The 21219-nt window shown below is 62.1% G+C and carries 25 protein-coding genes; 18 read left to right on the forward strand and 7 right to left on the reverse strand.

The features are described from left to right. Positions 1-129: 129 nt before the first annotated feature. The 4 genes from AC1RJW_RS24800 to AC1RJW_RS24815 all read right to left on the reverse strand — a co-directional run bounded on the left by AC1RJW_RS24800 (position 130) and on the right by AC1RJW_RS24815 (position 3145). Positions 130-474, reverse strand: coding sequence for a DUF1840 domain-containing protein (locus AC1RJW_RS24800; RefSeq protein WP_493047309.1), 345 nt, complete (start codon positions 472-474; stop codon positions 130-132). Between the two features lie 180 nt (positions 475-654). Beyond that, entirely contained in the window at positions 655-1200 is a 546-nt protein-coding gene (locus AC1RJW_RS24805; RefSeq protein ID WP_493047310.1) for a hypothetical protein, read from the reverse strand. A gap of 64 nt (positions 1201-1264) precedes the next feature. Continuing rightward, positions 1265-2785, reverse strand: coding sequence for a YifB family Mg chelatase-like AAA ATPase (locus AC1RJW_RS24810; RefSeq protein WP_493047311.1), 1521 nt, complete (start codon positions 2783-2785; stop codon positions 1265-1267). 111 nt (positions 2786-2896) lie between these two features. Beyond that, positions 2897-3145, reverse strand: coding sequence for an accessory factor UbiK family protein (locus tag AC1RJW_RS24815; RefSeq protein WP_046683506.1), 249 nt, complete (start codon positions 3143-3145; stop codon positions 2897-2899). 270 nt (positions 3146-3415) lie between these two features. Between AC1RJW_RS24815 and AC1RJW_RS24820 the strand changes: the two genes are divergently transcribed. The 13 genes from AC1RJW_RS24820 to AC1RJW_RS24880 all read left to right on the forward strand — a co-directional run bounded on the left by AC1RJW_RS24820 (position 3416) and on the right by AC1RJW_RS24880 (position 16189). Then, complete coding sequence (locus AC1RJW_RS24820) at positions 3416-4183, forward strand: TorF family putative porin (protein WP_493047312.1); 768 nt, start codon at positions 3416-3418, stop codon at positions 4181-4183. Positions 4184-4194: 11 nt separating this feature from the next. Beyond that, positions 4195-4533, forward strand: coding sequence for a P-II family nitrogen regulator (locus AC1RJW_RS24825; RefSeq protein WP_010393464.1), 339 nt, complete (start codon positions 4195-4197; stop codon positions 4531-4533). Between the two features lie 11 nt (positions 4534-4544). Further along, positions 4545-6080 carry an ammonium transporter gene (locus AC1RJW_RS24830; protein ID WP_493047313.1) on the forward strand — a complete coding sequence of 512 codons (1536 nt, stop codon included), beginning with the start codon at positions 4545-4547 and terminating at the stop codon, positions 6078-6080. A gap of 204 nt (positions 6081-6284) precedes the next feature. After that, positions 6285-7583 (forward strand): glutamate--cysteine ligase, encoded by a 1299-nt coding sequence (gene gshA, locus AC1RJW_RS24835; protein ID WP_077399358.1) that lies wholly within the window; start codon positions 6285-6287, stop codon positions 7581-7583. Between the two features lie 97 nt (positions 7584-7680). After that, complete coding sequence (gene gshB, locus AC1RJW_RS24840) at positions 7681-8637, forward strand: glutathione synthase (protein WP_493047314.1); 957 nt, start codon at positions 7681-7683, stop codon at positions 8635-8637. Between the two features lie 14 nt (positions 8638-8651). After that, complete coding sequence (locus AC1RJW_RS24845) at positions 8652-9056, forward strand: PTS sugar transporter subunit IIA (protein WP_029496035.1); 405 nt, start codon at positions 8652-8654, stop codon at positions 9054-9056. A 92-nt stretch (positions 9057-9148) separates the two neighbouring features. Further along, positions 9149-9418, forward strand: coding sequence for an HPr family phosphocarrier protein (locus tag AC1RJW_RS24850; RefSeq protein WP_010393142.1), 270 nt, complete (start codon positions 9149-9151; stop codon positions 9416-9418). 44 nt (positions 9419-9462) lie between these two features. Then, entirely contained in the window at positions 9463-11205 is a 1743-nt protein-coding gene (ptsP, locus tag AC1RJW_RS24855) for a phosphoenolpyruvate--protein phosphotransferase (RefSeq protein ID WP_493047315.1), read from the forward strand. 133 nt (positions 11206-11338) lie between these two features. Then, positions 11339-12538: a homoserine O-succinyltransferase MetX gene (metX, locus tag AC1RJW_RS24860; RefSeq protein ID WP_493047316.1), complete on the forward strand. Its 1200-nt coding sequence runs from the start codon at positions 11339-11341 to the stop codon at positions 12536-12538. Next, entirely contained in the window at positions 12535-13146 is a 612-nt protein-coding gene (gene metW / locus AC1RJW_RS24865; protein WP_070222822.1) for a methionine biosynthesis protein MetW, read from the forward strand. The genes metX and metW overlap by 4 nt, the downstream gene beginning before the upstream one ends. Further along, complete coding sequence (locus AC1RJW_RS24870; protein ID WP_493047317.1) at positions 13146-14405, forward strand: AmpG family muropeptide MFS transporter; 1260 nt, start codon at positions 13146-13148, stop codon at positions 14403-14405. The genes metW and AC1RJW_RS24870 overlap by 1 nt, the downstream gene beginning before the upstream one ends. Then, positions 14386-15288, forward strand: a complete 903-nt coding sequence (locus tag AC1RJW_RS24875) for a M48 family metallopeptidase (RefSeq protein WP_493047318.1) — start codon at positions 14386-14388, stop codon at positions 15286-15288. Before AC1RJW_RS24870 ends, AC1RJW_RS24875 begins: the two co-directional genes overlap by 20 nt. 1 nt (position 15289) lies before the next feature. After that, entirely contained in the window at positions 15290-16189 is a 900-nt protein-coding gene (locus AC1RJW_RS24880; RefSeq protein ID WP_493047319.1) for a pseudouridine synthase, read from the forward strand. 6 nt (positions 16190-16195) lie between these two features. Here AC1RJW_RS24880 and AC1RJW_RS24885 read toward each other — a convergent pair whose 3' ends face one another. Then, complete coding sequence (locus tag AC1RJW_RS24885; protein WP_076568255.1) at positions 16196-16972, reverse strand: exodeoxyribonuclease III; 777 nt, start codon at positions 16970-16972, stop codon at positions 16196-16198. 109 nt (positions 16973-17081) lie between these two features. Between AC1RJW_RS24885 and pyrE the strand changes: the two genes are divergently transcribed. Further along, positions 17082-17744 (forward strand): orotate phosphoribosyltransferase, encoded by a 663-nt coding sequence (pyrE, locus tag AC1RJW_RS24890; RefSeq protein ID WP_436579598.1) that lies wholly within the window; start codon positions 17082-17084, stop codon positions 17742-17744. Positions 17745-17757: 13 nt separating this feature from the next. After that, positions 17758-18084 carry a low molecular weight protein tyrosine phosphatase family protein gene (locus AC1RJW_RS24895; RefSeq protein ID WP_493047320.1) on the forward strand — a complete coding sequence of 109 codons (327 nt, stop codon included), beginning with the start codon at positions 17758-17760 and terminating at the stop codon, positions 18082-18084. On the opposite strand, the gene AC1RJW_RS24900 is transcribed toward AC1RJW_RS24895, so the two are convergent. Beyond that, positions 18020-18382 (reverse strand): GNAT family N-acetyltransferase, encoded by a 363-nt coding sequence (locus AC1RJW_RS24900; RefSeq protein ID WP_493047321.1) that lies wholly within the window; start codon positions 18380-18382, stop codon positions 18020-18022. The two genes, AC1RJW_RS24895 and AC1RJW_RS24900, sit on opposite strands and share 65 nt — an antisense overlap. Next, on the reverse strand, positions 18280-19023 hold the full coding sequence (locus tag AC1RJW_RS24905; protein WP_493047322.1) for a sulfite exporter TauE/SafE family protein: 744 nt from the start codon (positions 19021-19023) through the stop codon (positions 18280-18282). The genes AC1RJW_RS24900 and AC1RJW_RS24905 overlap by 103 nt, the downstream gene beginning before the upstream one ends. 124 nt (positions 19024-19147) lie before the next feature. Here AC1RJW_RS24905 and AC1RJW_RS24910 point away from each other — a divergent pair, with 124 nt between their 5' ends. The 3 genes from AC1RJW_RS24910 (at position 19148) to AC1RJW_RS24920 (ending at position 21216) form a co-directional block, all read left to right on the forward strand. Beyond that, the gene (locus tag AC1RJW_RS24910) at positions 19148-20041 is read left to right on the forward strand and encodes a LysR family transcriptional regulator (protein WP_034749390.1); all 894 of its coding nucleotides are present in this window, start codon (positions 19148-19150) and stop codon (positions 20039-20041) included. Positions 20042-20062: 21 nt separating this feature from the next. Further along, positions 20063-20929, forward strand: a complete 867-nt coding sequence (locus tag AC1RJW_RS24915) for an alpha/beta fold hydrolase (RefSeq protein ID WP_493047323.1) — start codon at positions 20063-20065, stop codon at positions 20927-20929. A gap of 95 nt (positions 20930-21024) precedes the next feature. After that, entirely contained in the window at positions 21025-21216 is a 192-nt protein-coding gene (locus AC1RJW_RS24920) for a YqaE/Pmp3 family membrane protein (RefSeq protein ID WP_326458128.1), read from the forward strand. The last annotated feature ends 3 nt before the right edge of the window (positions 21217-21219 follow it).

Raw genomic sequence — 21219 nt, forward strand, 5'->3', positions numbered from 1 at the left:
CAGGACCGTGAAACAACTTTGCGCCGATGATAGTGCTGCAACCAGTGTGAAAGTAGGTTATCGTCAGGCTTGTTATATAAAAAAACCCCGCATCAGCGGGGTTTTTTTTCGTCTGCAGCGTTCATCGGACTAGATGCCCCAAGTGATGCTTTCGCCTTCCGCCTTGGCCGAGCGCAGCATTTCCATCAAGGGATAGGCGCGCTGTGAAAAGTGCACTTTTTGCGCGCGCGCATGGGCACCCGTTTCGCCATCTTCCAGCGTTTCCGGCGTATGCGCATCGTGTTCGACGTCATTTTCCGGATGCAGTTTGCTTTCCGCGACTTCTTTTTCCAGCAGGGCCAGGGCATCGCCCGCTTCCGCTGGCGTGATGACGCCGCGCGTGGGGTTCTTGTGCAGGATGTCGAGGATACGCTGGGCATGTTCCTGGTACATCAGCACTTCTGGGGAGGATTTGGATTTGAATGAGATCAACATAAGCGCTTTCTGAAACTTGTTGTTAGTGTCGAAACAATATCACGACTTGAAATGTCGCACAGGCCGTCCGATTGCCCGGATTGCACATTTGCAAGCCGGATAGGGCTATCTGTTGGACAACGCACGCATTTACAAGGGCTTGCTCACTGTAAAAACACCGGTTTAAGCGACCGTTAAGTCTCAATCGAGTTTCACCGAGTCCATGAAGGTATCGATGGTGTCACGCGACAGCTTGCTTTCTTCACCGAGGATGATGATCTGGAAAATCCGTTTATCCTGCGCCACGAAACGGCCGACCAGCAAGACAGGCTTGCCTTGCTGCGTGCCCTTGGCCTCGATGCTGAGCGAACTGCGCTTGTGCGTGCCGGCTGCCGTGCTGCTGGCCGCCGATGCCGATTTTTCGCTGCGCACGCTGCCGTTGATATTTTTTAACAGGGCAGTCTGCATGGTGGGCAAGGCCGCTTGTGCCTGTTCTGCGCTGTCGAGCACGGCGCTGCCGATGGCGAAGGTATTGCCATCGACCTCGCTTGCCGTCATGGTCAGGCTGACTTTCTTGCCATTGAGATCGATCTCGCGTGTCAGCACGGCCGGCTTGCCTGGAAACAGGGCCGTGAACTGGGCGTCGGGGCTGCGATAGTCGCGCCAGTCGAATTTCGGACTGCAGGCGGACAGAATGCTGGCGGCCGCGAGCGTAGCCAGAAAGAGGGCAAGTGATGGTTTTTTCATCAGCAGATGGTAGCAGCGCCGCCAATCGCGCGCAATCGCGCACGTGTGGTGCTCACCGGGCGCCTTATATTTCACGCAGCACACGCCGGTACTGGATCGCTTCGGCGACATGCGCTTGCGTGATGCCGCGGCTGTCCGCCAGATCCGCGATGCTGCGCGCCACGCGCAGTACCCGGTGATAGGTGCGCGCGGACCAGTGCAGGCGCGCCATGGCGCCATGCAGCAACTGTTCGCCATGTGTTTCCAGGCGGCAATGCTGTTCGATTTCCGTGCTGCTCAGGCGCTGATTCGCCTTTCCCTGGCGTGCCTGCTGCAGGGCAAAGGCCGCTGCTACCCTCTTGGCAATCGATTGCGTGCTTTCTCCGGCACCGGCGTGCCGGCCCAGTGCCGCCGGCGGCATTGCGGCCACTTCGATTTGCAGGTCGATACGGTCGAGCAGCGGGCCGGACAGGCGGCTGTGATAACGGAGCACGGCGTCCGGCGTGCAGTGGCAACGGCCGGAAGCGTGGCCCAGATAGCCGCACGGGCAGGGATTCATGGCGGCGATCAGCTGAAAGCGGGCAGGAAACTCGGCCTGGCGGGCCGCGCGTGAAATATGGATGACGCCCGATTCCATGGGCTGGCGCAGCACATCGAGCACCCTGCGCTGGAATTCGGCGATTTCATCGAGAAACAGCACGCCGCAGTGCGCCAGCGAGATTTCTCCCGGGCGCGGCACGTTGCCACCGCCCACCAGGGCCACGCCGGACGCTGTCTGGTGCGGGGCGCGGTAGGGGCGGCGTTTCCAGTGTTCCACCTTGAAGTGGCCGCCCAGCGAATGCACGGCGGCCGATTCCAGCGCTTCCTCATCGCTCATGGGCGGCAGAACGCCGGGGAAGCGGCTGGCCAGCATGGTCTTGCCCGCGCCCGGCGGTCCCACCATCAGGACGTTGTGGCCGCCCGCGGCCGCCACTTCCAGCGCCCGCCGTGCCTGCTGCTGGCCCTGCACGTCGGCAAAGTCGGGATACGCAAAAGCGTGCGCTGCCAGCCTGGGCTGGTGACGCTGCAAGGCCGTGTGGTTGACGTGCGCGGCAAAATGCGCGCAGACTTCGAGCAGGCTGTGGGCGGGATAGATGCAGGCATCGCTGACCAGCGCCGCCTCGTCCGCGTTCGCCTGCGGCAGGATGAAGGCGCGTGGCGTGCCCGCCCCGCTGCGCTGCATGGCAAAGGTCATGGCCAGCGCGCCGCGGATGGGGCGCAGCTGTCCCGACAGCGACAGTTCGCCGGCAAATTCATAGTGGTGTAATTGGTCGCCCGGCAACTGGCCGGAGGCGGCCAGGATGCCCAGCGCAATGGGCAGGTCGAAGCGCCCCGATTCCTTGGGCAGGTCTGCCGGCGCCAGATTGGCCGTGATGCGCCGCGCCGGCATCTCGAAGCCGCAGTTTTGCAGCGCGGCACGGACGCGGTCGCGCGATTCCTTCACTTCCGTATCCGGCAGGCCGACTATCGTAAAGGAGGGCAAGCCATTGGCAAGGTGGACTTCGACACTTACCTCGGGCGCTTCCATGCCGGCCAGGGCGCGGCTTTTCAGGACGGCCAGGCTCATCAGACTCCCCTGTGGCGCGGGTGCGGGCAGGATCAGTCTAGCGCTTGAAACGCCGTCAGGCTTGAGGTATGCCAGCAAGGCCGTCAATAACGGGTCCTGGCTGGCGGCAGATTAGGCTTTGGATTCGTTCAGACGCGTTTCCAGTTCGATCAGGCGCAATTCCAGTGCATCAAGCTTGGCGCGGGTCTTGGCCAGCACTTGCGCCTGGATATCGAATTCCTCGCGCGTGACGAGATCGAGGCGGGCGAAGCCCTGGGTCATCATCGATTTCACGTTTTTCTCGATATCCTTGGCTGGCGAGTTCTCGATGGCTTGGTGAATCTTGCCTTGCAAGTCGTTAAAGAAGGTATTCATGTCCATGGTCAGTCCTTTTATGGTGCGGCATGTGCATCGCACCATTGCGGTGCACAGCGGTGTTAATCTGGTGCGAAAATAGGCAAATCCACAACGCTTCAGCAGCGTATTCCCGCATGCCCAGCGGCTTGCAGGGTATGTATGGCCGGAAACGCACCTGTCAAGGTGGCAAGAGAGCTGGCACGTATTCTGCTAAAGAAGGTATGAACGCTTTGTGATCTCCAGCCAAGATTTTAAACCTCAACCGCTTTAAAAGTTCAATAAAAGGGAATCGCCATGAAGAATCTGTCCAAGAACATGACTTTAGCTGCAGCGTTGACGCTGGCCATGGCCGCTTTGTGCGGCAGCGCCATGGCCCAGGATGCAGTGGCGGCGCCTGCTGCAGCCGAAGCCGTACCTGATAACGTGGTGAGCTACAACGTGGCGCTGACCAGCGATTACCGCTACCGTGGCGTGTCGCAAAGCCGTCTCGACCCTGCCATCAGCGGCGGTGCCGACTATACCCACAATCCGACGGGTTTGTACGTTGGGACCTGGTTGTCGAGCATCAAATGGATCAAGGACGGCGGCGGCGATACGAACCTGGAATGGGATATTTATGCCGGTAAACGGGGCGAGATCAGCAAGGATTTCACCTATGACGTGGGCGGCCTGTATTACTTCTACCCATCGAACGGCTTGAGCACGAATGCGAACACCTTCGAGCTGTACGGCCAGCTGGGCTATGGCCCGGCCTACATCAAATATTCGCACTCGACGACCAATCTGTTTGGCGTGCCTGACAGCAAGAACAGCGGCTACCTCGATGTGGGCGCGAATATCGATATGTACGAAGGCTATCTGCTGAACCTGCATGTGGGCCGCCAGAAGGTCGAACATAACGATGCCCTCAGCTACACCGATTACAAGCTGGGTGTCACCAAGGATTTCGGCGTGGCAACTGTTGCGTTGGCCTACGTCAAGGCCAACATCACGTCGCTGGCACCGAATGGCAAGAATCTGGCGAAATCCGGTCTCGTGCTGACCGTATCCAAAACCTTTTAAGCGAGACTGCCATGAAAATGATTACTGCAATCATTAAACCGTTCAAACTGGACGAAGTACGCGAAGCCTTGTCGGCTATCAACGTGCAAGGTATTACCGTCACCGAAGTCAAAGGTTTCGGCCGCCAGAAAGGCCACACGGAACTCTACCGTGGCGCCGAGTATGTCGTTGATTTTTTGCCAAAAACCAAGATTGAAGCGGCCGTCGATGACGCCATTGTCGACCAGGCCATCGAAGCGATCGAAGGCGCCGCGCGTACCGGCAAAATCGGCGATGGCAAGATTTTCGTCTACAACCTGGAACAAGTCATCCGCATCCGTACCGGTGAAACCGGCAACGAAGCGCTCTAAGGGGAATATTGATGCGTAAAAATATAACAAAATTGCTCGCTGGGATAGCCTGTCTGTGTGCGTTTGGCGTCGCCACGCCGAGCTTTGCCGATGCCCCCGCCAAGACGGAGGCGGCTACAACCACGGCCGTCGCCACCCCCGCCGTCACGCCCGTGCCTGACGCCGCGCCCGCTGCCGCTGCTCCGGCCCCGGCCGCTGCCGCGCCGGCTGCCGCCCCTGTCGCCAACAAGGGCGATACCAGTTTCATGATGATTTCCACCTTGCTGGTGATTTTGATGACCATCCCCGGCCTGGCCCTGTTCTACGGCGGCCTGGTGCGCTCGAAGAACATGCTGTCGGTGCTGATGCAAGTGTTCATGGTGTTCGCGCTGGTGATCGTGCTGTGGTGTATCTACGGTTACTCGGTCGCCTTCACGGAAAAAACCGCCTTCTTCGGTGGCTTCGACCGCCTGTTCCTGAACGGTATCTGGGACCCGGCCAAGGGCACGTTTGCCGCCGCCGCTACCTTCAGCAAGGGCGTCGTCATTCCCGAGTTCGTCTTCGTGGCTTTCCAGGGCACGTTTGCCGCCATCACCTGCGCACTGATCGTCGGCGCCTTTGCCGAGCGCGCCAAGTTTGCCGCCGTGCTGGCCTTCGTCGTGCTGTGGTTCACATTTGCCTACCTGCCTGCGGCCCACATGGTGTGGTTCTGGACCGGTCCTGACCTGATCACCAATGCCGCCACCTCGGCCAGCGAAGCCCTGAAAGCGGGCTGGATCTGGCAAAAAGGCGCGCTGGACTTCGCCGGCGGCACCGTGGTGCACATCAATGCCGCCGTCGCCGGCCTGGTGGGCGCGATCATGATCGGCAAGCGCGTCGGCTACGGCCGTGAATCGATGGCGCCGCACTCGCTGACGATGACCATGATCGGCGCTTCCCTGCTGTGGGTGGGCTGGTTCGGTTTCAACGCCGGTTCCTCGCTGGAAGCGGGCGACGTGGCGGCCCTGGCCTTCGTCAACACCTTGCTGGCGACTGCCGCCGCCACCCTGTCGTGGGTATTTGGCGAATGGATCAGCAAAGGCAAGCCATCCATGCTCGGTGGCGCATCGGGCGCCGTGGCCGGCCTGGTGGCGATCACCCCGGCGGCCGGCTTTGTCGGCCCGATGGGCGGCCTGGTCATCGGCCTGCTGGCCGGCGTCATCTGCCTGTGGGGCGTGAATGGCTTGAAACGCCTGATCGGCGCCGACGATTCGCTCGACGTGTTCGGCGTGCATGGCGTGGGCGGTATCCTCGGTGCCTTGCTGACGGGCGTGTTTGCTGCACCACAATTGGGCGGCCAGGGCATCTTCGACTATGTCACCAACAAGATGTCGGCTGACCCATACTCGATCGGCCATCAGGTGTGGGTGCAGGCGCAAGCGGTCGGCACCACCATCCTGTGGTCGGCCCTGGTCTCCGTCGTTGCCTATAAACTGGTCGACATCGTCATCGGCTTGCGCGTACCGGAAGAAGAAGAGCGCGAAGGCCTCGATATCACCAGCCATGGCGAGCAAGCGTATCATGGCTAAATAACAAGGATCTGGCATGCCAGCGCCCCGGCGCGGCATGTCCTGCTGGAAAAGGCGCCTCATTGAGGTGCCTTTTTTTCGTTGTGGGAATGGAAAAGGTCTTTAAAACAAGGCTTTTGCCCCGATTTGGGGTACTTACACGGTAATATAGTCGGCAGTTCTGTGTGCTTTTTTGAATACTGCACATAATTTAAGGATGTAACTATGGTTCCCCATCTCGTCACGGCCCTGACCGGACCGCTGCTCGACCTCGAAAAAAAGATTCTGGCTGCGACGCCGGCCATTGAGCGCTGGTTTCGCATGGAGTGGCAAGAGCACACGCCGCCCTTCTATTGCTCGGTAGACTTGCGTAACGCGGGCTACAAGCTGGCGCCCGTCGATACCAATCTGTTCCCTGGCGGTTTTCACAACCTGGCCACGGAAATGCTGCCCCTGTCCGTGCAGGCGGCCATGGCCGCCATCGACAAGTATTGTCCGGACGCCCGCAACCTGCTGATCGTGCCGGAATTGCACAACACCACGCCGCAATACCTGCAGAACGTGGCGCGCCTGATGCAAATCTTCCGCCAGACGGGACTGCACGTGCGCTTCGGTTCGTGGTCGCCCGACATCACCCAGCCGACACCCTTGGCGTTGCCAGATGGCAACATGCTCGTCATCGAGCCCCTCGTGCGCCTGAACAATGGCCGCCGCCTGGGTTTGAAGGATTTCGACCCGTGCACGATTCTGCTGAATAACGACTTGTCGGACGGTATCCCCGATATCTTGCAAAATATTCATGAACAAAGCCTGTTGCCGCCATTGCACGCGGGCTGGGCCTTGCGCCGCAAGAGCAACCACTACACGGCCTACGATGAAGTGGTGAAAAAATTCGGCAAGATGATCGATGTCGACCCGTGGATGCTCAATCCCTTCCACGCCAAGTGCAGCGACGTCAACTTCCAGGAAGGCGAGGGCGAAGACGCGCTGGCCGCCAGCGTCGACGTGCTGCTGGCCAAGATCCGCAAGAAATACAAGGAATACGGCATCAAGGAAAAGCCGTTCGTCATCGTCAAGCCCGATGCGGGCACGTATGGCACGGGCATCATGACGGTGCGCGACGCCAGCGAAGTGCGCGACCTGTCGCGCAAGCAGCGCGACAAGATGTCCATCGTCAAGGACGGAAAAGTGGTCACCGACGTCATCATCCAGGAAGGCGTGCCGACCTTTGAAAGCATCAAGGATGCCGTGGCGGAACCCGTCGTCTACATGATCGACCGCTACGTGGTGGGCGGTTTCTATCGCGTGCACGCGGAAAAGGGCGTGGACCAGAACCTGAATGCGCCCGGCTCGCAGTACGTGCCGCTGGCGTTTGCCCAGCAGCATGCCGTGCCGGACTTGAAGGCCAAGCCGGGCACGGCCGCGCCGAACCGCTTCTACGTGTATGGCGTGGTGGCGCGCCTGGCCTTGCTGGCCGCGTCGCTGGAAATGGAGCGCACGGACCCGAATCCCGAGGTGTATTGATCCCTCCCCGCAGCTTGCCGGGCGCGCTGACCACTGCGCCTGGCGATCTCGGCTAGAATCAAGCATTCCTTATCCAGGCTCCCCGATTGGACGCACCATGAAAATTGCATTCCTTGCCGACCCGCTGGCAGGCTTCAAGACTTACAAAGATTCCACCTTCGCCATGATGCGCGAGGCGGCCAAACGCGGTCATGCCGTGTATGCGTTCGAACAGAAGGACATGGCGCTGGAAGAGGGCATCGTCACGGCACGGGTAAAACACATCGCGCTGACCGGCGACGAACACGACTGGTACAAGGTCGTTTCCACCGAGGAAGTGCGCCTGTCGGCCCTGGACGCCATCATCGAGCGCAAGGACCCGCCGTTCGACATGGAATACGTGTACGGCACGTATTTGCTGGAACTGGCGGAAAAGCAGGGTGCCTGCGTCTTCAACAAGCCATCCGCCATCCGCGACAACAATGAAAAGCTGGCCATTGCCCAGTTTTCCGAATTCACTTCGCCGACCCTGGTGACGTCGGATGAAGCGCGCCTGCGCGCCTTCCACGCCAAGCACCAGGACGTCATCTTCAAGCCGCTCGACGGCATGGGCGGCACGGGCATCTTCCGCGTCAAGGCCGATGGCCTGAACCTGGGCGCCATCATCGAGACACTGACGGATAACGGCGCGCAGACCATCATGGCGCAGCGTTTCATCGCCGACATCGTCAAGGGCGACAAGCGCATCCTCGTCATCGGCGGCAAGCCGGTGCCGTTTTCGCTGGCGCGCATCCCGCAGGCGGGCGAAGTGCGGGGCAACCTGGCGGCCGGCGGCACGGGCGTGGCGCAGCCATTGACGGCGCGCGACCTGGAAATCGCAGAAAAGCTGGGCCCCATCCTGGCCGCGCGGGGCCTGATGCTGGTAGGATTGGACGTGATCGGCGACTATCTGACGGAGGTCAATGTCACCAGCCCGACTTGCTTCCAGGAAATCATGCAGCAGACGGGTTTTGACGTGGCAGCCATGTTTGTCGACGCCGTCGAGCATGGCGTTGCGCAAGCGCAGCAGCGCTAGAAGGTGAAATGACTATGGTAGGGATTTTGCTCATGACACATGCACCGCTGGGACAGGCTTTCATCGCCGCCTGCGCGCATGTGTTTCGCGGGCCAACGGAACGGTTTGAAGCCATCGACGTCGTCGCCGACCAGGACCTGGCGGAAGTACAAAAGCTGGCCTCGGAAGCCATCTGCCGGCTCGACGACGGCTCCGGCGTGCTGGTGATTACCGACGTTAAGGGCGGCACGCCGTCGAACTGCTGCAACAAGCTGGCCGATGCGGGCCGGGTGGAAGTCATCGCCGGCATCAGCCTGCCGATGCTGCTGCGCGCCATCACATACCGCCGCGACACGCTCGACGTGGTGGTGGAGATGGCGCTGGCCGGTGCGCAAAGCGGCGCCGTGCGCGTCGATAACCGCATCCGCGTGGGCGAATAGGGAAATGCATGGCCGCCGCCCTGAAGGCGGCGGGTTTTATAGGCCAAGATTGTCATCAGCGTAGCGCATTCAGGGATAGAGACCATACAAAAATGATTCAAAAAGAACTCGAAATCATCAACAAGCTGGGACTGCACGCACGCGCCTCCGCCAAATTTACCCAGCTCGCCGCCAAGTTCAAGAGCGACGTCTGGCTGACCCGCAACGCGCGCCGCATCAACGCCAAGTCCATCATGGGCGTGATGATGCTGGCCGCCGGCAAGGGCGCGAAAGTGACCCTGGAAGCCGAGGGCGATGATGAGCAGGCATGTGTCGATGCGCTCACCGCCCTGATTAATGACAGGTTTGGCGAAGGCGAGTAATGCCCGCCGAACGCAGCCGCAGCCGCATTCCGACAGGTCACCCCATGGCATCTTTCACGCTCCACGGCATCCCGGTTTCACGCGGCATCGCCATCGGCCGCGCGCATCTGCTGGCGCCGGCCGCCCTTGACGTCAAACATTACCTGGTCGCCCAGGAACAGATCGAAGCCGAAGTGCAGCGCCTGCAAAGCGCCATCGCCACCGTCCACAAGGAACTGCAAACCCTGTGGAACGAGCTGCCCAAGGATGCGCCCACGGAGCTGGGCGCGTTCATCGACGTGCACGCGCTGATCCTCTCCGACCCGATGATTTCCGAAGCGCCGCTCGACATCATCCGCAAGCGCCACTACAACGCCGAATGGGCGCTGCTGACGCAAATCGATGAATTGTCTGCGCAGTTCGACGAAATCGAAGACCCGTATTTGCGCGAACGCAAGGCCGATATCCAGCAAGTGGCCGAACGTGTCTTGAAAGTCTTGCTGGGTACCGAGCAGCTGCTGCCCAAGGCGGCGGCCGAAGACGAATTGATGGCGCAGATGATCGTCGTCGCGCACGATATCTCTCCGGCCGACATGCTGCAGTTCCGCGACCGCTCCTTCATCGGTTTCATCACCGACGTGGGCGGGCAGAACTCGCACACGGCCATCGTCGCGCGCAGCCTCGATATCCCGGCCGCCGTCGGCATGTCGCAGGCGTCGATGCTGATCGAGCAGGACGACTGGTTGATCATCGACGGCGACGCCGGCGTCGTCATCGCCAACCCCAGCGCGCTGGTGCTGGAACAGTACCGCGAGCGCCAGGTGGCCATGCAGCGCGCGCGCAAGAAGCTGGGCAAGCTGAAAAAGACGCCGGCCGTCACCAAATGCGGCACGCCCGTTACCCTGCTGGCGAACATCGAATTGCCCGAGGATTGCGCGTTTGCGCTGGAGTCGGGCGCCAGCGGCGTGGGCCTGTTCCGCTCCGAATTCCTGTTCATGGGCCGCGTCCACAAGATTCCCACCGAGGACGAGCAGTTCGAGGCTTACCGCAACACGGTGCAGTCGATGAAGGGAAGAGTCGTCACCATCCGCACGCTCGACATCGGTGCCGACAAGCCGCTCGACCAGTCCGACCATACGGCCTTGAATCCCGCCCTGGGCTTGCGCGCCATCCGTTACTGCCTGGCCGAGCCGCAATTGTTCCTGACGCAGCTGCGGGCGATTTTGCGCGCCTCCGCCTTCGGCAAGGTGCGCATCCTGATTCCCATGCTGGCGCATGCGTTCGAGATCGACCAGTCGCTGGCCATGATCGCACAAGCGAAGGGCAGCCTGCGCGAGGAGGGCGTCAAGTTCGACGACGAGGTCGAAGTGGGCGCCATGATCGAGATTCCGGCCGCCGCGCTGGCCCTGCCCATGTTCGTCAAGCGCATGGATTTCCTGTCGATCGGCACGAACGATCTGATCCAGTACACCCTGGCAATCGACCGGGTCGACTACGAGGTGGCGCATTTGTACAATCCGCTGCATCCGGCCGTGCTGCAGCTGATCTCCATGACGATCGCCGCCGGCCACAAGGCGGGCATCGACGTGGCCGTGTGCGGCGAGATGGCGGGCGACGTGAAGCTTACGCGCTTGCTGCTGGGCATGGGCTTGCGCGAGTTTTCCATGCATCCGGCGCAGCTGTTGGCGGTCAAGCAAGAGATCCTCAACAGCGATCTGGGCCTGATTGCACCACAAATGCGCAAAATTATGCGCTCGATGGAGCCAAATGTGATCGCGGAAGCTGTCCATCAACTTCAGCTCATGTAAACTGTCACCTTAAGCATCAGGACACATCGCGCGCGGCAAGATGTGTCCTGATGTTAAAGTTGCAGCACCTATCATCGCGGTGCTGCATCGACCATGGCCCGTGGGGCCGCCTCCCTTTTATAAACCGACACACATGTCATCCATTGGAATCGTTTCGCCGCAAACTATGTATTTTGCGCAACCCCTGCAGCTGCAAAGCGGCGCATCGCTGCGGGACTATATGTTGATGTATGAAACCTACGGCACCCTGAACGCCGACAAATCGAACGCGGTGCTGGTCTGCCACGCCCTGAACGCCTCGCACCACGTGGCCGGCGTCTACGCCGACGAGCCGAAAAGCACGGGCTGGTGGGACAATATGGTCGGCCCCGGCAAGCCGCTCGACACGGATAAATTCTTCGTCATCGGCGTCAACAACCTCGGTTCCTGCTTCGGCTCGACGGGCCCGATGCACACCAATCCCGCCACCGGCAAGCCATATGGCGCCGCCTTCCCCGTCGTCACGGTGGAAGACTGGGTCAGCGCGCAGGCGCGCCTGGCCGATGAACTGGGCATCAGTCAGTTCGCCGCCGTGATGGGGGGCTCGCTGGGCGGCATGCAGGCGCTGGCGTGGAGCATCATGTTCCCCGAGCGGCTGCGCCACTGCGTGGTGATCGCCTCGACGGCCAAGCTGTCGGCGCAGAACATCGCCTTCAATGACGTGGCGCGCCAGGCCATCCTGTCCGACCCCGACTACCGTGGCGGCGACTTTTATGCGCACGGCGTGGTGCCGAAGAACGGCTTGCGCGTGGCGCGCATGGTGGGCCACATCACGTATCTGTCGAACGACGACATGGCCGAGAAATTCGGCCGCAAGCTGCGCGACGCGGCGCAGACGGGCGACTACAAATTCGGCTTCGGCATCGATTTCGAGATCGAATCGTATCTGCGCTACCAGGGCGACAAGTTCTCCGAGTACTTCGACGCGAACACCTACCTGCTGATCACCAAGGCGCTCGACTATTTCGACCCGGCGCGCGCGCATGGCGGCGACCTGGCCCAGGCCCTGTCGGGTACCAAGGCCAAGTTCTTCCTCGCCTCGTTTTCCACCGACTGGCGCTTCTCGCCCGAGCGCAGCCGCGAGATCGTCGAAGCGCTCGTGTGCAACCGCCGCCAGGTCACATATGCCGAAATCGACGCGCCGCACGGCCACGACGCCTTCCTGCTGGAAGATCCGCGCTACATGAACATGGTGCGCGCCTATTATGGCCAGGTTTGGAACGACATCGGGGCGGGCTTGCCCGCTCCTGCACCGCACACTGCCGTCCGCCAGGGCGCGAAGGAGACCGCATGACTTTTGACGAATTGAGCGCGCTGCGCCCCGACCTGGCCTTCATCGCCCACTGGGTGCCGAACAACGCGCACGTGCTGGACGTGGGCTGCGGCGAAGGCGTGATGCTGCAGTACCTGCAAAGCGACAAGGAATGCAGCGGCTATGGCATCGAGATCGCCGACGACAAGGTATTGGCCAGTACTTTGCGCGGCGTCAATGTGATCCAGCAGGACATGGAAAAGGGCCTGGCCATCTTTGGCGACAACAGTTTCGATACGGTGCTGTGCCTGTCGTCGCTGCAGATGATGAAGCAGGTCGAGCCGCTGCTGCGCGACATCGTGCGCGTGGGCGCCGAAGCCATCGTCTCGTTTCCCAACTTTGCCTACTGGCCGCACCGCGTGGCCTTGCTGAAAGGCCGGATGCCCGTGTCGAAATCGCTGCCTTACCAGTGGTACGACACGCCCAACGTGCGCTGCGCTACCATCAACGACTTCCGCGAACTGGCAGAGGAATGCGGCCTGGAAGTGATCGAATGCGTGGCCCTGGCCGAAGGCAAGATGGTTTCCGTGCTGCCGAACCTGCGCGGCGACCTGGCTGTCTTCCGTCTGCGTAAAAAAGCGGTGCATTGATGACCACAAGCCCGGCGCCTGGCTGGCGTTCCTATGCCAATGGCCGCATGCTGGCCGTGCTGGTGCTGGGCTTCAGTTCCGGCTTGCCCCTGTTCATCCTGCTGTACCTGCTGCAGGCATGGCTGGCCAAGTCGGGCTTGAACGTGAAAGCGCTGGGGCTGTTCGCCATGGTGCAGTTCCCGTATATCTGGAAATTCCTGTGGGCGCCCCTGATGGACCGCTACCGCATCCTGGGGCTGGGACGCCGGCGCGGCTGGATGGCGCTCACGCAAGTGGCGCTGTTCTTTTCCATCGGCGGCATGGGCATGCTGGACCCGCTCACGCAGATCGGCCTGATCGCGGCCGCCGCGGGCGGCGTGGCTTTTCTCTCTGCCAGCCAGGACATCGTCATCGACGCCTACCGGCGCGAAATCCTGTCCGTTAACGAGCAGGGCCTGGGCGCCGCCGTCATCGTCAACGCGTATAAAGTGGCGGGCATGGTGCCGGGCGCGCTGTCGCTGATCCTGGCCGACCGCATGCCGTGGCAGCCCGTGTTCTGGATCACGGCCGCCTTCATGTTGCCGGGCCTCGTCTGCACCTTGCTGATCAAGGAGCCCACCGTGTACGGTTCGCCGCCGAAGACCATGCGCGAAGCGATCATCTTGCCATTTCAGGAGTTTATTGCGCGCGATGGTTGGCGTAACGCAATGTGGATCCTTGCCTTTGTATTACTCTACAAAATAGGCGACAGCATGGCCACCGCGCTGGCGACGAAGTTTTATCTGGACCTGGGTTTCAGCATGACGCAGATCGGCCTGGCCGCCAACACCACGGGTTTCTGGGCCAGCCTGGCCGGCGGCGTGGTGGGCGGCGTGTGGATGCTCAAGCTGGGCATCAACCGGGGCCTGTGGGTGTTTGGCGCGCTGCAGGCGATCGCCATCCTGGGCTTTGCCTGGCTGGCGCAGGTGGGGCCGAATACCATGCTGCTCAGCGCCGTGATCGGTTTTGAAGCCTTCGCCAGCCTGGGACTGGGCGCGGCCGCCTTTGTCGCGTTCCTGTCGCGCAGCACGGACCCGCGCTATACGGCCACGCAATACGCCCTGTTTTCCAGCCTGAGCGCCGTGCCGCGCACCCTGATCAACGCCTCGGTGGGTTTTCTGGTCGCGGAATTGGGCTGGTTCTCGTTTTTCATTGTTTGCTTCTTCCTGGCCTTTCCGGCCATGATGATGCTGCCTAAAATTGCTCCATGGAGGTCTGCCGATGGCACCAATATCCCTTAAACGTTACGCCGTCCTGGCCAGCCTGTGCGCGGCCACCGCGCTGGCACCCCTGTCCGCTCACGCCCAGCAGGCGACGGTCCAGGATGGCATCAAGGTGCGTCCGCTGTCGACGTCGCGCATCTTTGCCGGCGGCGCCGATTTCAATGAACAATCGAAGCAGCAATATGCGCAGCTGGTCAACGAGGCGAAGGAAAAAAATGCGCTGGTGCCCGACAGCGACCCGCAAGTCAGGCGCCTGCGCGCCATCGCCCAGCGCATCATCCCGTTCGCCACGCGCTGGAACGAGGCGGCGGCCAACTGGAACTGGCAGGTCAACCTGCTCAATTCCGACCAGGTCAATGCCTTTTGCATGCCGGGTGGGCAGATCGCTTTTTACAGCGGCATCATCACCAAGCTCAATTTGACCGACGATGAAGTGGCCATCGTCATGGGGCATGAGATTTCGCATGCGCTTCGCGAACACTCGCAGGCGCAGGCGGGCAAGGGCAACCTGGCCGCCGTCGGCGCCAAGCTGGCCGGCGCCGGACTGTCGGCCTGGCTCGGCGTCGATCCGAGCATCACCAGTACCGCCACGAATATGGCGGCGCAGGGCGTGATGCTGAAGTTTTCGCGCGACGATGAGCGCGAAGCGGACCTGATCGGCATGGATCTGGCTGCGCGTGCCGGTTTCGACCCGCGCGCCGGCGTCATCCTGTGGCAGAAAATGGCGGCCGTGAGCAAGGGCGCGCCGCCGGAATTCCTCTCGACGCACCCATCGGGCAAGGACCGTATCTCGCAGATGAACAGCCACATGGCGCAAGTGCTGCCGCTGTACGCGCGCAGCAAGGGCGTCAGCGTGGACGCCTTGCCGCCGTACCGCAGCAACGCCATCGCGCAGCGCTAGGATGACCAAGCGCCACGCCGCCGCCCCGTTGCCCATGCGCGACGGCGTGGCACCCAGCTACCTGTGGCTGCCGGAAGGGCAGTGGCCAAGCATGCTGTCGTTTCTGCTGGAGCGCTATCCGCAGATCGGCGCCGCGCAGTGGCGGGACCGCATGGCGCGCGGTGAAGTGGTCAATGGCGACGGCGCCGTGCTGGCGCCCGACAGCGCGTACCGGCGCGGCATGCGCATTTTTTACTACCGCGAGCTGGAGCGCGAGACGCTGATCCCGTTTCACGAAGAGATCCTGTTCCAGGACGAGCATCTGATCGTGGTCGACAAGCCGCATTTTCTGCCGATGACGCCGGGCGGGCGCTTCGTGCAGGAGACCTTGCTGACGCGCCTGAAGAAAAACCTGGACTGCGCCGAGCTGACGCCGATCCACCGCCTCGACCGCGAGACGGCCGGCGTGGTGATTTTTTCACGCCAGGTAGCCAGCCGTGGCGCCTACCAGTCGCTGTTCCAGCGCCGCGAAGTGCGCAAGGCCTACGAGGCGCTGGCGCCCGTGCTGGCGGGACGCGATTTCCCATTCACCTACCGCAGCCGCATGGTCGAGGGCGAGCAGTTTTTCCTCATGCGCGAAGTAGCGGGCGAGCCGAATTCGGAAACCGTCATCGACGTGATCGAGGAGCGCGGCGACGTGACTCTGTACCGCTTGCAGCCGCACACGGGCCGCAAGCACCAGCTGCGCGTGCACCTGGCATCGTTGGGCATCCCCATCGTCAACGATGCGTTTTACCCTGTTGCCCTGCCGTGCAAGGAAGATGACATGTCGCAGCCGCTGCAACTGCTGGCGCGCGCGATCGATTTCACGGACCCTTTGAGCGGCGCGCCGCGCCACTTTGAAAGCCGGCGCAGCCTGTAGCGGTGCTTATGCCTTGACGGTGTAATCGATGATCAGGGGCGCATGGTCGGAAAACCGCTCGTCCTTGTAGACGCTGACCGTATGCGCCTGGGCCGCGATGCCTGGCGTGGCGACGTGGTAATCGATGCGCCAGCCCACGTTCTTCGCGTAGGCTTGTCCGCGGTTGCTCCACCAGGTGTACTGGTCTTCGCGCTTGTCCAGGCCACGGTGCACGTCGACAAAGCCCACTTCGTCGAAGACGCGCGTCAGCCAAGCGCGTTCTTCCGGCAGGAAGCCGGAATTCTTCTTGTTGCCCTTCCAGTTTTTCAGGTCGATTTCGTGGTGGGCGATGTTCCAGTCGCCGCAGATGACCACTTCGCGGCCCAGCGCCTTCAATTCCAGCAGGTGCGGCAGGAACAGTTCCATGAAGCGGAACTTGGCTTCCTGGCGTTCCGGGCCGGACGAGCCGGAGGGGCAGTACACGGAAATGACGGACAGGTTGCCAAAATCACAGCGCACGTAGCGGCCTTCGGCGTCGAATTCGGGGCTGCCGAAGCCGATATGCACGGCGTCCGGTTCCACCTTGCTGTACACGCCCGTGCCGGAGTAACCCTTTTTCTCGGCATAGTGGAAATGGCCATGGTAGCCGTGCGGGTTGAGGAATTCCGGCGTCATGTCGGGCAGCTGCGCCTTCAATTCCTGCACGCAGATGAAATCGGCCGTCTGCGTGCCCATCCAGTTGAAAAAGCCTTTTTTGGCGGCGGAACGGATGCCGTTCAGGTTGGCGGAGATAATTTTTGGCATAGAGTGAGAATGAAAAGGGCGCTGGACGGGGCCGGCGGGCGCGGCATGGCGATTGTCTCGCCGCTGCGCGCGGATTAAAATACAGGCACTTTTAAAAAATGAGGCTAATGTGAATAATTTACGCCAGCAGTTTATCGCGTTTTCAGTATCCAAGGGAGTCTTGCGGTTTGGCGAGTTCACCACCAAGGCCGGGCGATCATCGCCGTACTTCTTCAATGCGGGCCTGTTCCATGACGGCGCCACCCTGGCCGAGCTGGCGCAGTTCTACGCGCAGACCCTGCTCGACTCGGGCGTGGAGTTCGACATGCTGTTCGGCCCCGCCTACAAGGGCATCACCCTGGCGTCGGCCACCGCCGTGGCGCTGGCCGGCAAGGGCCGTAACACCTCGTTCGCCTTCAACCGCAAGGAAGCCAAGGATCACGGCGAAGGCGGCACCATCGTCGGCGCCAAGCTGCATGGCAAAGTTGTCATCATTGACGATGTGATCTCGGCCGGCACCTCGGTGCGCGAATCGGTGGACATGATCCGCGCCGCCGGCGCCGAACCATGCGCCGTGCTGATCGCCCTGGACCGCATGGAGCGTTCCGGCCCAGACGGCCAGCTATCGCCAAGTTCGGCGGTGCAGGAAGTGTCGAAACAGTATGGCATCCCCGTCATCTCGATCGGCAACCTGGACGACTTGTTCGGCTACCTGAACGGCGCGGGCGCCGATCCGGAACTGCTGAAATATAAAGAGGCTGTTTCCGCGTACCGCACGCGCTACGGCATCTGAGGTTCAGGCGCGCTTGAACGTCCTGTTCGTTTGCAGTCGCAACCAGTGGCGCAGTCCCACGGCGGAGCGGGTATGGCGCAGCCATCCCGACCTGTCCGTGCGTTCGGGCGGCACCAGCACGAACGCGCGCCATCCCGTCAATGCGAATGACCTGGCCTGGTGCGAGGTGATTTTCGTGATGGAAGAGAAGCACAAGTCGCGCCTGCGCGCGCAGTTTGGCCGTCTGCTCGAGCACAAGACCATCCATGTGCTCGATATTCCTGACGAGTATCAATTCATGCAGCCGGAACTGGTCGAACAACTCGAACTGTCGGTCGCGTCCATTCTCGGCCTCGGTTGACCCAGTGCACCTGGGCATAGCGCCGCTGGATTTCACGCATCAATGCCCTTGCCACGCCACGATGGCGAAATGGCGGTTTCACGAACAGCATGTTGAGCGTGGCTTGCGCGCCGCAGGGACTGAAATCGAGCATGGCCACCTGCTGCCCGTCGATGCAGGCCGACAGCGCATGCTCGCCCGAAGCCGTTACTTGGATCACGCCAGCCATGGTTTGACCGCCGCATGCAGGCCCAGGGCGAACAGCCCGGCAAAAAAACACCGTTTGAATGCCTGCTGCGCGATGCGCCCGCGCAGCCATTGACCGGCCAGCATGCCGGCCAGCGCCGGCAGCAGCGCATACGCGGATGCGCCGGCCGCGCCGAGGCTGAAGTCGCCGTGCAGGGCCAGGCTGGCCGCCAGCGCCACCGTTGATGCCGTAAAGGCCAGGCCCAGCGCCTGCACCAGCGCATCGCGCGCCAGCCCCAGTCCCTGCAGATACGGCACGGCGGGGATCACGAATACGCCCGTGGCGGCCGTCACCAGTCCCGTCGCCGCGCCCGCCAATGGCCCCAGCCACGCTTCCTGCCGCGCCGGCACGCGCAGCTGCAGCGAGAACAGGCCCGCCAGCGCATACAGCATCAGCGCCACGCCCAGCGCGACGACGGCCCAGGCGCCGCTGTCGGCCGGCAGCAGCGCGCCGCCCGCCAAGGTACCGGCCATGACGGCCGCCAGCATGGGCCACAGGCGCCGCAGCAGGGCGCGCAGCCCGGGGCCGGCCGCCAGTTGCCAGATATTCGTGACCATCGACGGCACGATCAACAGGGCCGCCGCCTGCACGGGCGGCATGACGAGGCTGAGCGTGCCCATGGCCACCGTCGGCAGACCCAATCCGACTACGCCCTTGACGAAGCCAGCGACGAGGAAGCTGGCGCCGACGGCCAGCAGGAATGACGTCTCCATTTTTTCTATTCCGCAGTGAATTGCGTGGATTCTGCGCGCGCTGGGCGGTTTCGCCAAGGTGGATTATTTTGAGTCAGCCTCAGTAGAATACGAAGGCTGGTAAGATGGCATAAAGGAGGGCGCCATGCGCTTTGATCTGGTCGACTTGCAGCTGTTTGTCAACGTGGTGGAGGCGGGCAGCCTGACGGCGGGCGCCGCGCGCAGCCATCTCGCATTGGCCTCCAGCAGTGCGCGCGTGCGCGGCATGGAAGAGATGCTGGGCATGCCCTTGCTGCTGCGCGGGCGGCGCGGCGTGGAGCCGACGCCCGTGGGCCAGACCCTGCTGCATCACGCGCGCCTGGTATTGCTGCAAATGGAGAAAATGCGCGGGGAACTCGGCGAATTTGCGCGTGGCTTGAAAGGGCAGTTGCGGCTGCTGTGCAATACGGCCGCGCTCAGCGAATTTTTGCCCGAGGCGCTAGGCGCTTTTCTCGACCGCCACCCGAACCTGACCATCGACCTGGAAGAGCGCCTCAGTTACGATATCGTCAAGGCCGTCTCGGAAGGGCTGGCCGACATGGGCATCGTGTCCGACTCGGTCGACATGCGCGGCCTGCAGACGTTTCTGTTCCGCCCCGACCGGCTGGTCGTCATCGCCGCGGCCGACGGCGTGCATCACCGCGCGCTCGGACAGGATGGCGTCGTCGACTTTGCCAGCGTGCTGGATCACGATTTCATCGGCCTGGCCGACGACAGCGCGATGCAGCAGTACCTGGGCATGCATGCGGCACGCCTGGGGCGCCCCTTGAAGGTGCGCGTGCGCCTGCGCAGCTTCGATGCCGTGTGCCGCATGGTGGCCAGCGGCGTGGGCATCAGCGTGGTGCCGCTGGCGGCGGCCAGCCGCTGCCAGCAGACGATGGCGCTGCGCTGCCTGGAATTATCCGATCCCTGGTCGGTACGCAATCTGACGATCTGCGTGCGCCAGTTCAGTGAATTACCCCTGTATGCGCGTCAGTTGATCGATCATCTGAAGGCGTGACAGGGCATGACAGGAGCAGCGATGCGTTTTTCAGAAGACAAGATGGCCAGCCTGCTGTGCAGCGACCAGGTCGAGCGGCCCATCCACATCTGGCAGCCGGAGCATCCCCGCGCCGTGATTCTGGCGATCCACGGCGGCATGGCGCATGCGGGCGACTACGTCACGCCGGCGTTGTACTTCCGCCAGCATGGCATCGCCACCGTCAGCTTCGACATGGTGGGCCACGATGGCAAGCGCAAGGTGGATATCCCCTCGTTCGATGCCTTCCTCGACGACGAAGAGCTGTTCCTCGCCTGGGTCAAGCAGGCCTACCCGGGCTTGCCGATTTTCGTCATGGGCCATTCCATGGGCGGATTGATTGCCACGCACCTGGGGCTGCGGCGCTTTGCTGGCGACCCGGCCATCAAGGGGTTTGTGATTTCATCGCCGTATTACGTGAATGCGATTCCCGTGCCGAAGGTGCTGCAGATGCTGTCCGGCTGGCTGGCGCAGCGCTTCCCGACGATGAAAGTGCCATTGGGCAACTTGACCATGCTGCTCACGCACGATCAAACCATCACCGAGCGCCATTTCCAGGACGAGCGCGACGGCATCCGCGCCAGTGCGGCGTCGGTGCGGTTTGCCCATGCGCTGACGTCGGCGCAAAAGGCGCTGGCGGGCGGCTTGTCGGATTGGCGTTTCCCCCTGTTCGCCGTGGTGGCGGGCGACGACAAGCTGGCCGACAGCCGGGCCACGGAAAGCCTGCTGCGCAGCGTGCCCGATGGCTTGCTCGACTATCATTTTTATCCGGCCAATTATCACGAGAATTTCAATGAGGTGAACCGCGAGGCGATCTTTGCCGCCATTCAGGCCTGGATGGAAAAACTGCTGGCACCCGTGCAGGTGTGAGGGCCGGGTATCGTTATAATCGGATTAACTGAATTTACCGCCGGCGCATGCCGGCCCGGTCCCCGCGGCACAGGGGAATACTCAAGGAACGAACGATGCGCTTGCTGATTGCCCTGTTACTCCCATGGCTGACCTTTTTCACGATCGGCCGCCCGATCGCCGGCATCATTTGCCTGATCCTGCAAATCACCGTGATCGGCTGGCTGCCGGCCACGATCTGGGCAGTGTATGCGCTGAGCCAGTACAAGACGGACCAGAAGATCGCCGACGCCATGCGCCGGCGCTAACCT

It is taken from the genome of Janthinobacterium sp. GW822-FHT07A03 (assembly GCF_058798815.1).

Excerpts from the sequence above, each read along its gene's own strand:
- AC1RJW_RS24800 (WP_493047309.1), bottom strand. The coding sequence starts at position 474 with ATGTTGATCTCATTCAAATCCAAATCCTCCCCAGAAGTGCTGATGTAC.
- AC1RJW_RS24805 (WP_493047310.1), bottom strand. The coding sequence starts at position 1,200 with ATGAAAAAACCATCACTTGCCCTCTTTCTGGCTACGCTCGCGGCCGCC.
- AC1RJW_RS24810 (WP_493047311.1), bottom strand. The coding sequence starts at position 2,785 with ATGAGCCTGGCCGTCCTGAAAAGCCGCGCCCTGGCCGGCATGGAAGCG.
- AC1RJW_RS24815 (WP_046683506.1), bottom strand. The coding sequence starts at position 3,145 with ATGGACATGAATACCTTCTTTAACGACTTGCAAGGCAAGATTCACCAA.
- AC1RJW_RS24820 (WP_493047312.1), top strand. The coding sequence starts at position 3,416 with ATGAAGAATCTGTCCAAGAACATGACTTTAGCTGCAGCGTTGACGCTG.
- AC1RJW_RS24825 (WP_010393464.1), top strand. The coding sequence starts at position 4,195 with ATGAAAATGATTACTGCAATCATTAAACCGTTCAAACTGGACGAAGTA.
- AC1RJW_RS24830 (WP_493047313.1), top strand. The coding sequence starts at position 4,545 with ATGCGTAAAAATATAACAAAATTGCTCGCTGGGATAGCCTGTCTGTGT.
- gshA (WP_077399358.1), top strand. The coding sequence starts at position 6,285 with ATGGTTCCCCATCTCGTCACGGCCCTGACCGGACCGCTGCTCGACCTC.
- gshB (WP_493047314.1), top strand. The coding sequence starts at position 7,681 with ATGAAAATTGCATTCCTTGCCGACCCGCTGGCAGGCTTCAAGACTTAC.
- AC1RJW_RS24845 (WP_029496035.1), top strand. The coding sequence starts at position 8,652 with ATGGTAGGGATTTTGCTCATGACACATGCACCGCTGGGACAGGCTTTC.
- AC1RJW_RS24850 (WP_010393142.1), top strand. The coding sequence starts at position 9,149 with ATGATTCAAAAAGAACTCGAAATCATCAACAAGCTGGGACTGCACGCA.
- ptsP (WP_493047315.1), top strand. The coding sequence starts at position 9,463 with ATGGCATCTTTCACGCTCCACGGCATCCCGGTTTCACGCGGCATCGCC.
- metX (WP_493047316.1), top strand. The coding sequence starts at position 11,339 with ATGTCATCCATTGGAATCGTTTCGCCGCAAACTATGTATTTTGCGCAA.
- metW (WP_070222822.1), top strand. The coding sequence starts at position 12,535 with ATGACTTTTGACGAATTGAGCGCGCTGCGCCCCGACCTGGCCTTCATC.
- AC1RJW_RS24870 (WP_493047317.1), top strand. The coding sequence starts at position 13,146 with ATGACCACAAGCCCGGCGCCTGGCTGGCGTTCCTATGCCAATGGCCGC.
- AC1RJW_RS24875 (WP_493047318.1), top strand. The coding sequence starts at position 14,386 with ATGGCACCAATATCCCTTAAACGTTACGCCGTCCTGGCCAGCCTGTGC.
- AC1RJW_RS24880 (WP_493047319.1), top strand. The coding sequence starts at position 15,290 with ATGACCAAGCGCCACGCCGCCGCCCCGTTGCCCATGCGCGACGGCGTG.
- AC1RJW_RS24885 (WP_076568255.1), bottom strand. The coding sequence starts at position 16,972 with ATGCCAAAAATTATCTCCGCCAACCTGAACGGCATCCGTTCCGCCGCC.
- AC1RJW_RS24900 (WP_493047321.1), bottom strand. The coding sequence starts at position 18,382 with ATGGCTGCGCGGGCGCATCGCGCAGCAGGCATTCAAACGGTGTTTTTT.
- AC1RJW_RS24905 (WP_493047322.1), bottom strand. The coding sequence starts at position 19,023 with ATGGAGACGTCATTCCTGCTGGCCGTCGGCGCCAGCTTCCTCGTCGCT.
- AC1RJW_RS24910 (WP_034749390.1), top strand. The coding sequence starts at position 19,148 with ATGCGCTTTGATCTGGTCGACTTGCAGCTGTTTGTCAACGTGGTGGAG.
- AC1RJW_RS24915 (WP_493047323.1), top strand. The coding sequence starts at position 20,063 with ATGCGTTTTTCAGAAGACAAGATGGCCAGCCTGCTGTGCAGCGACCAG.
- AC1RJW_RS24920 (WP_326458128.1), top strand. The coding sequence starts at position 21,025 with ATGCGCTTGCTGATTGCCCTGTTACTCCCATGGCTGACCTTTTTCACG.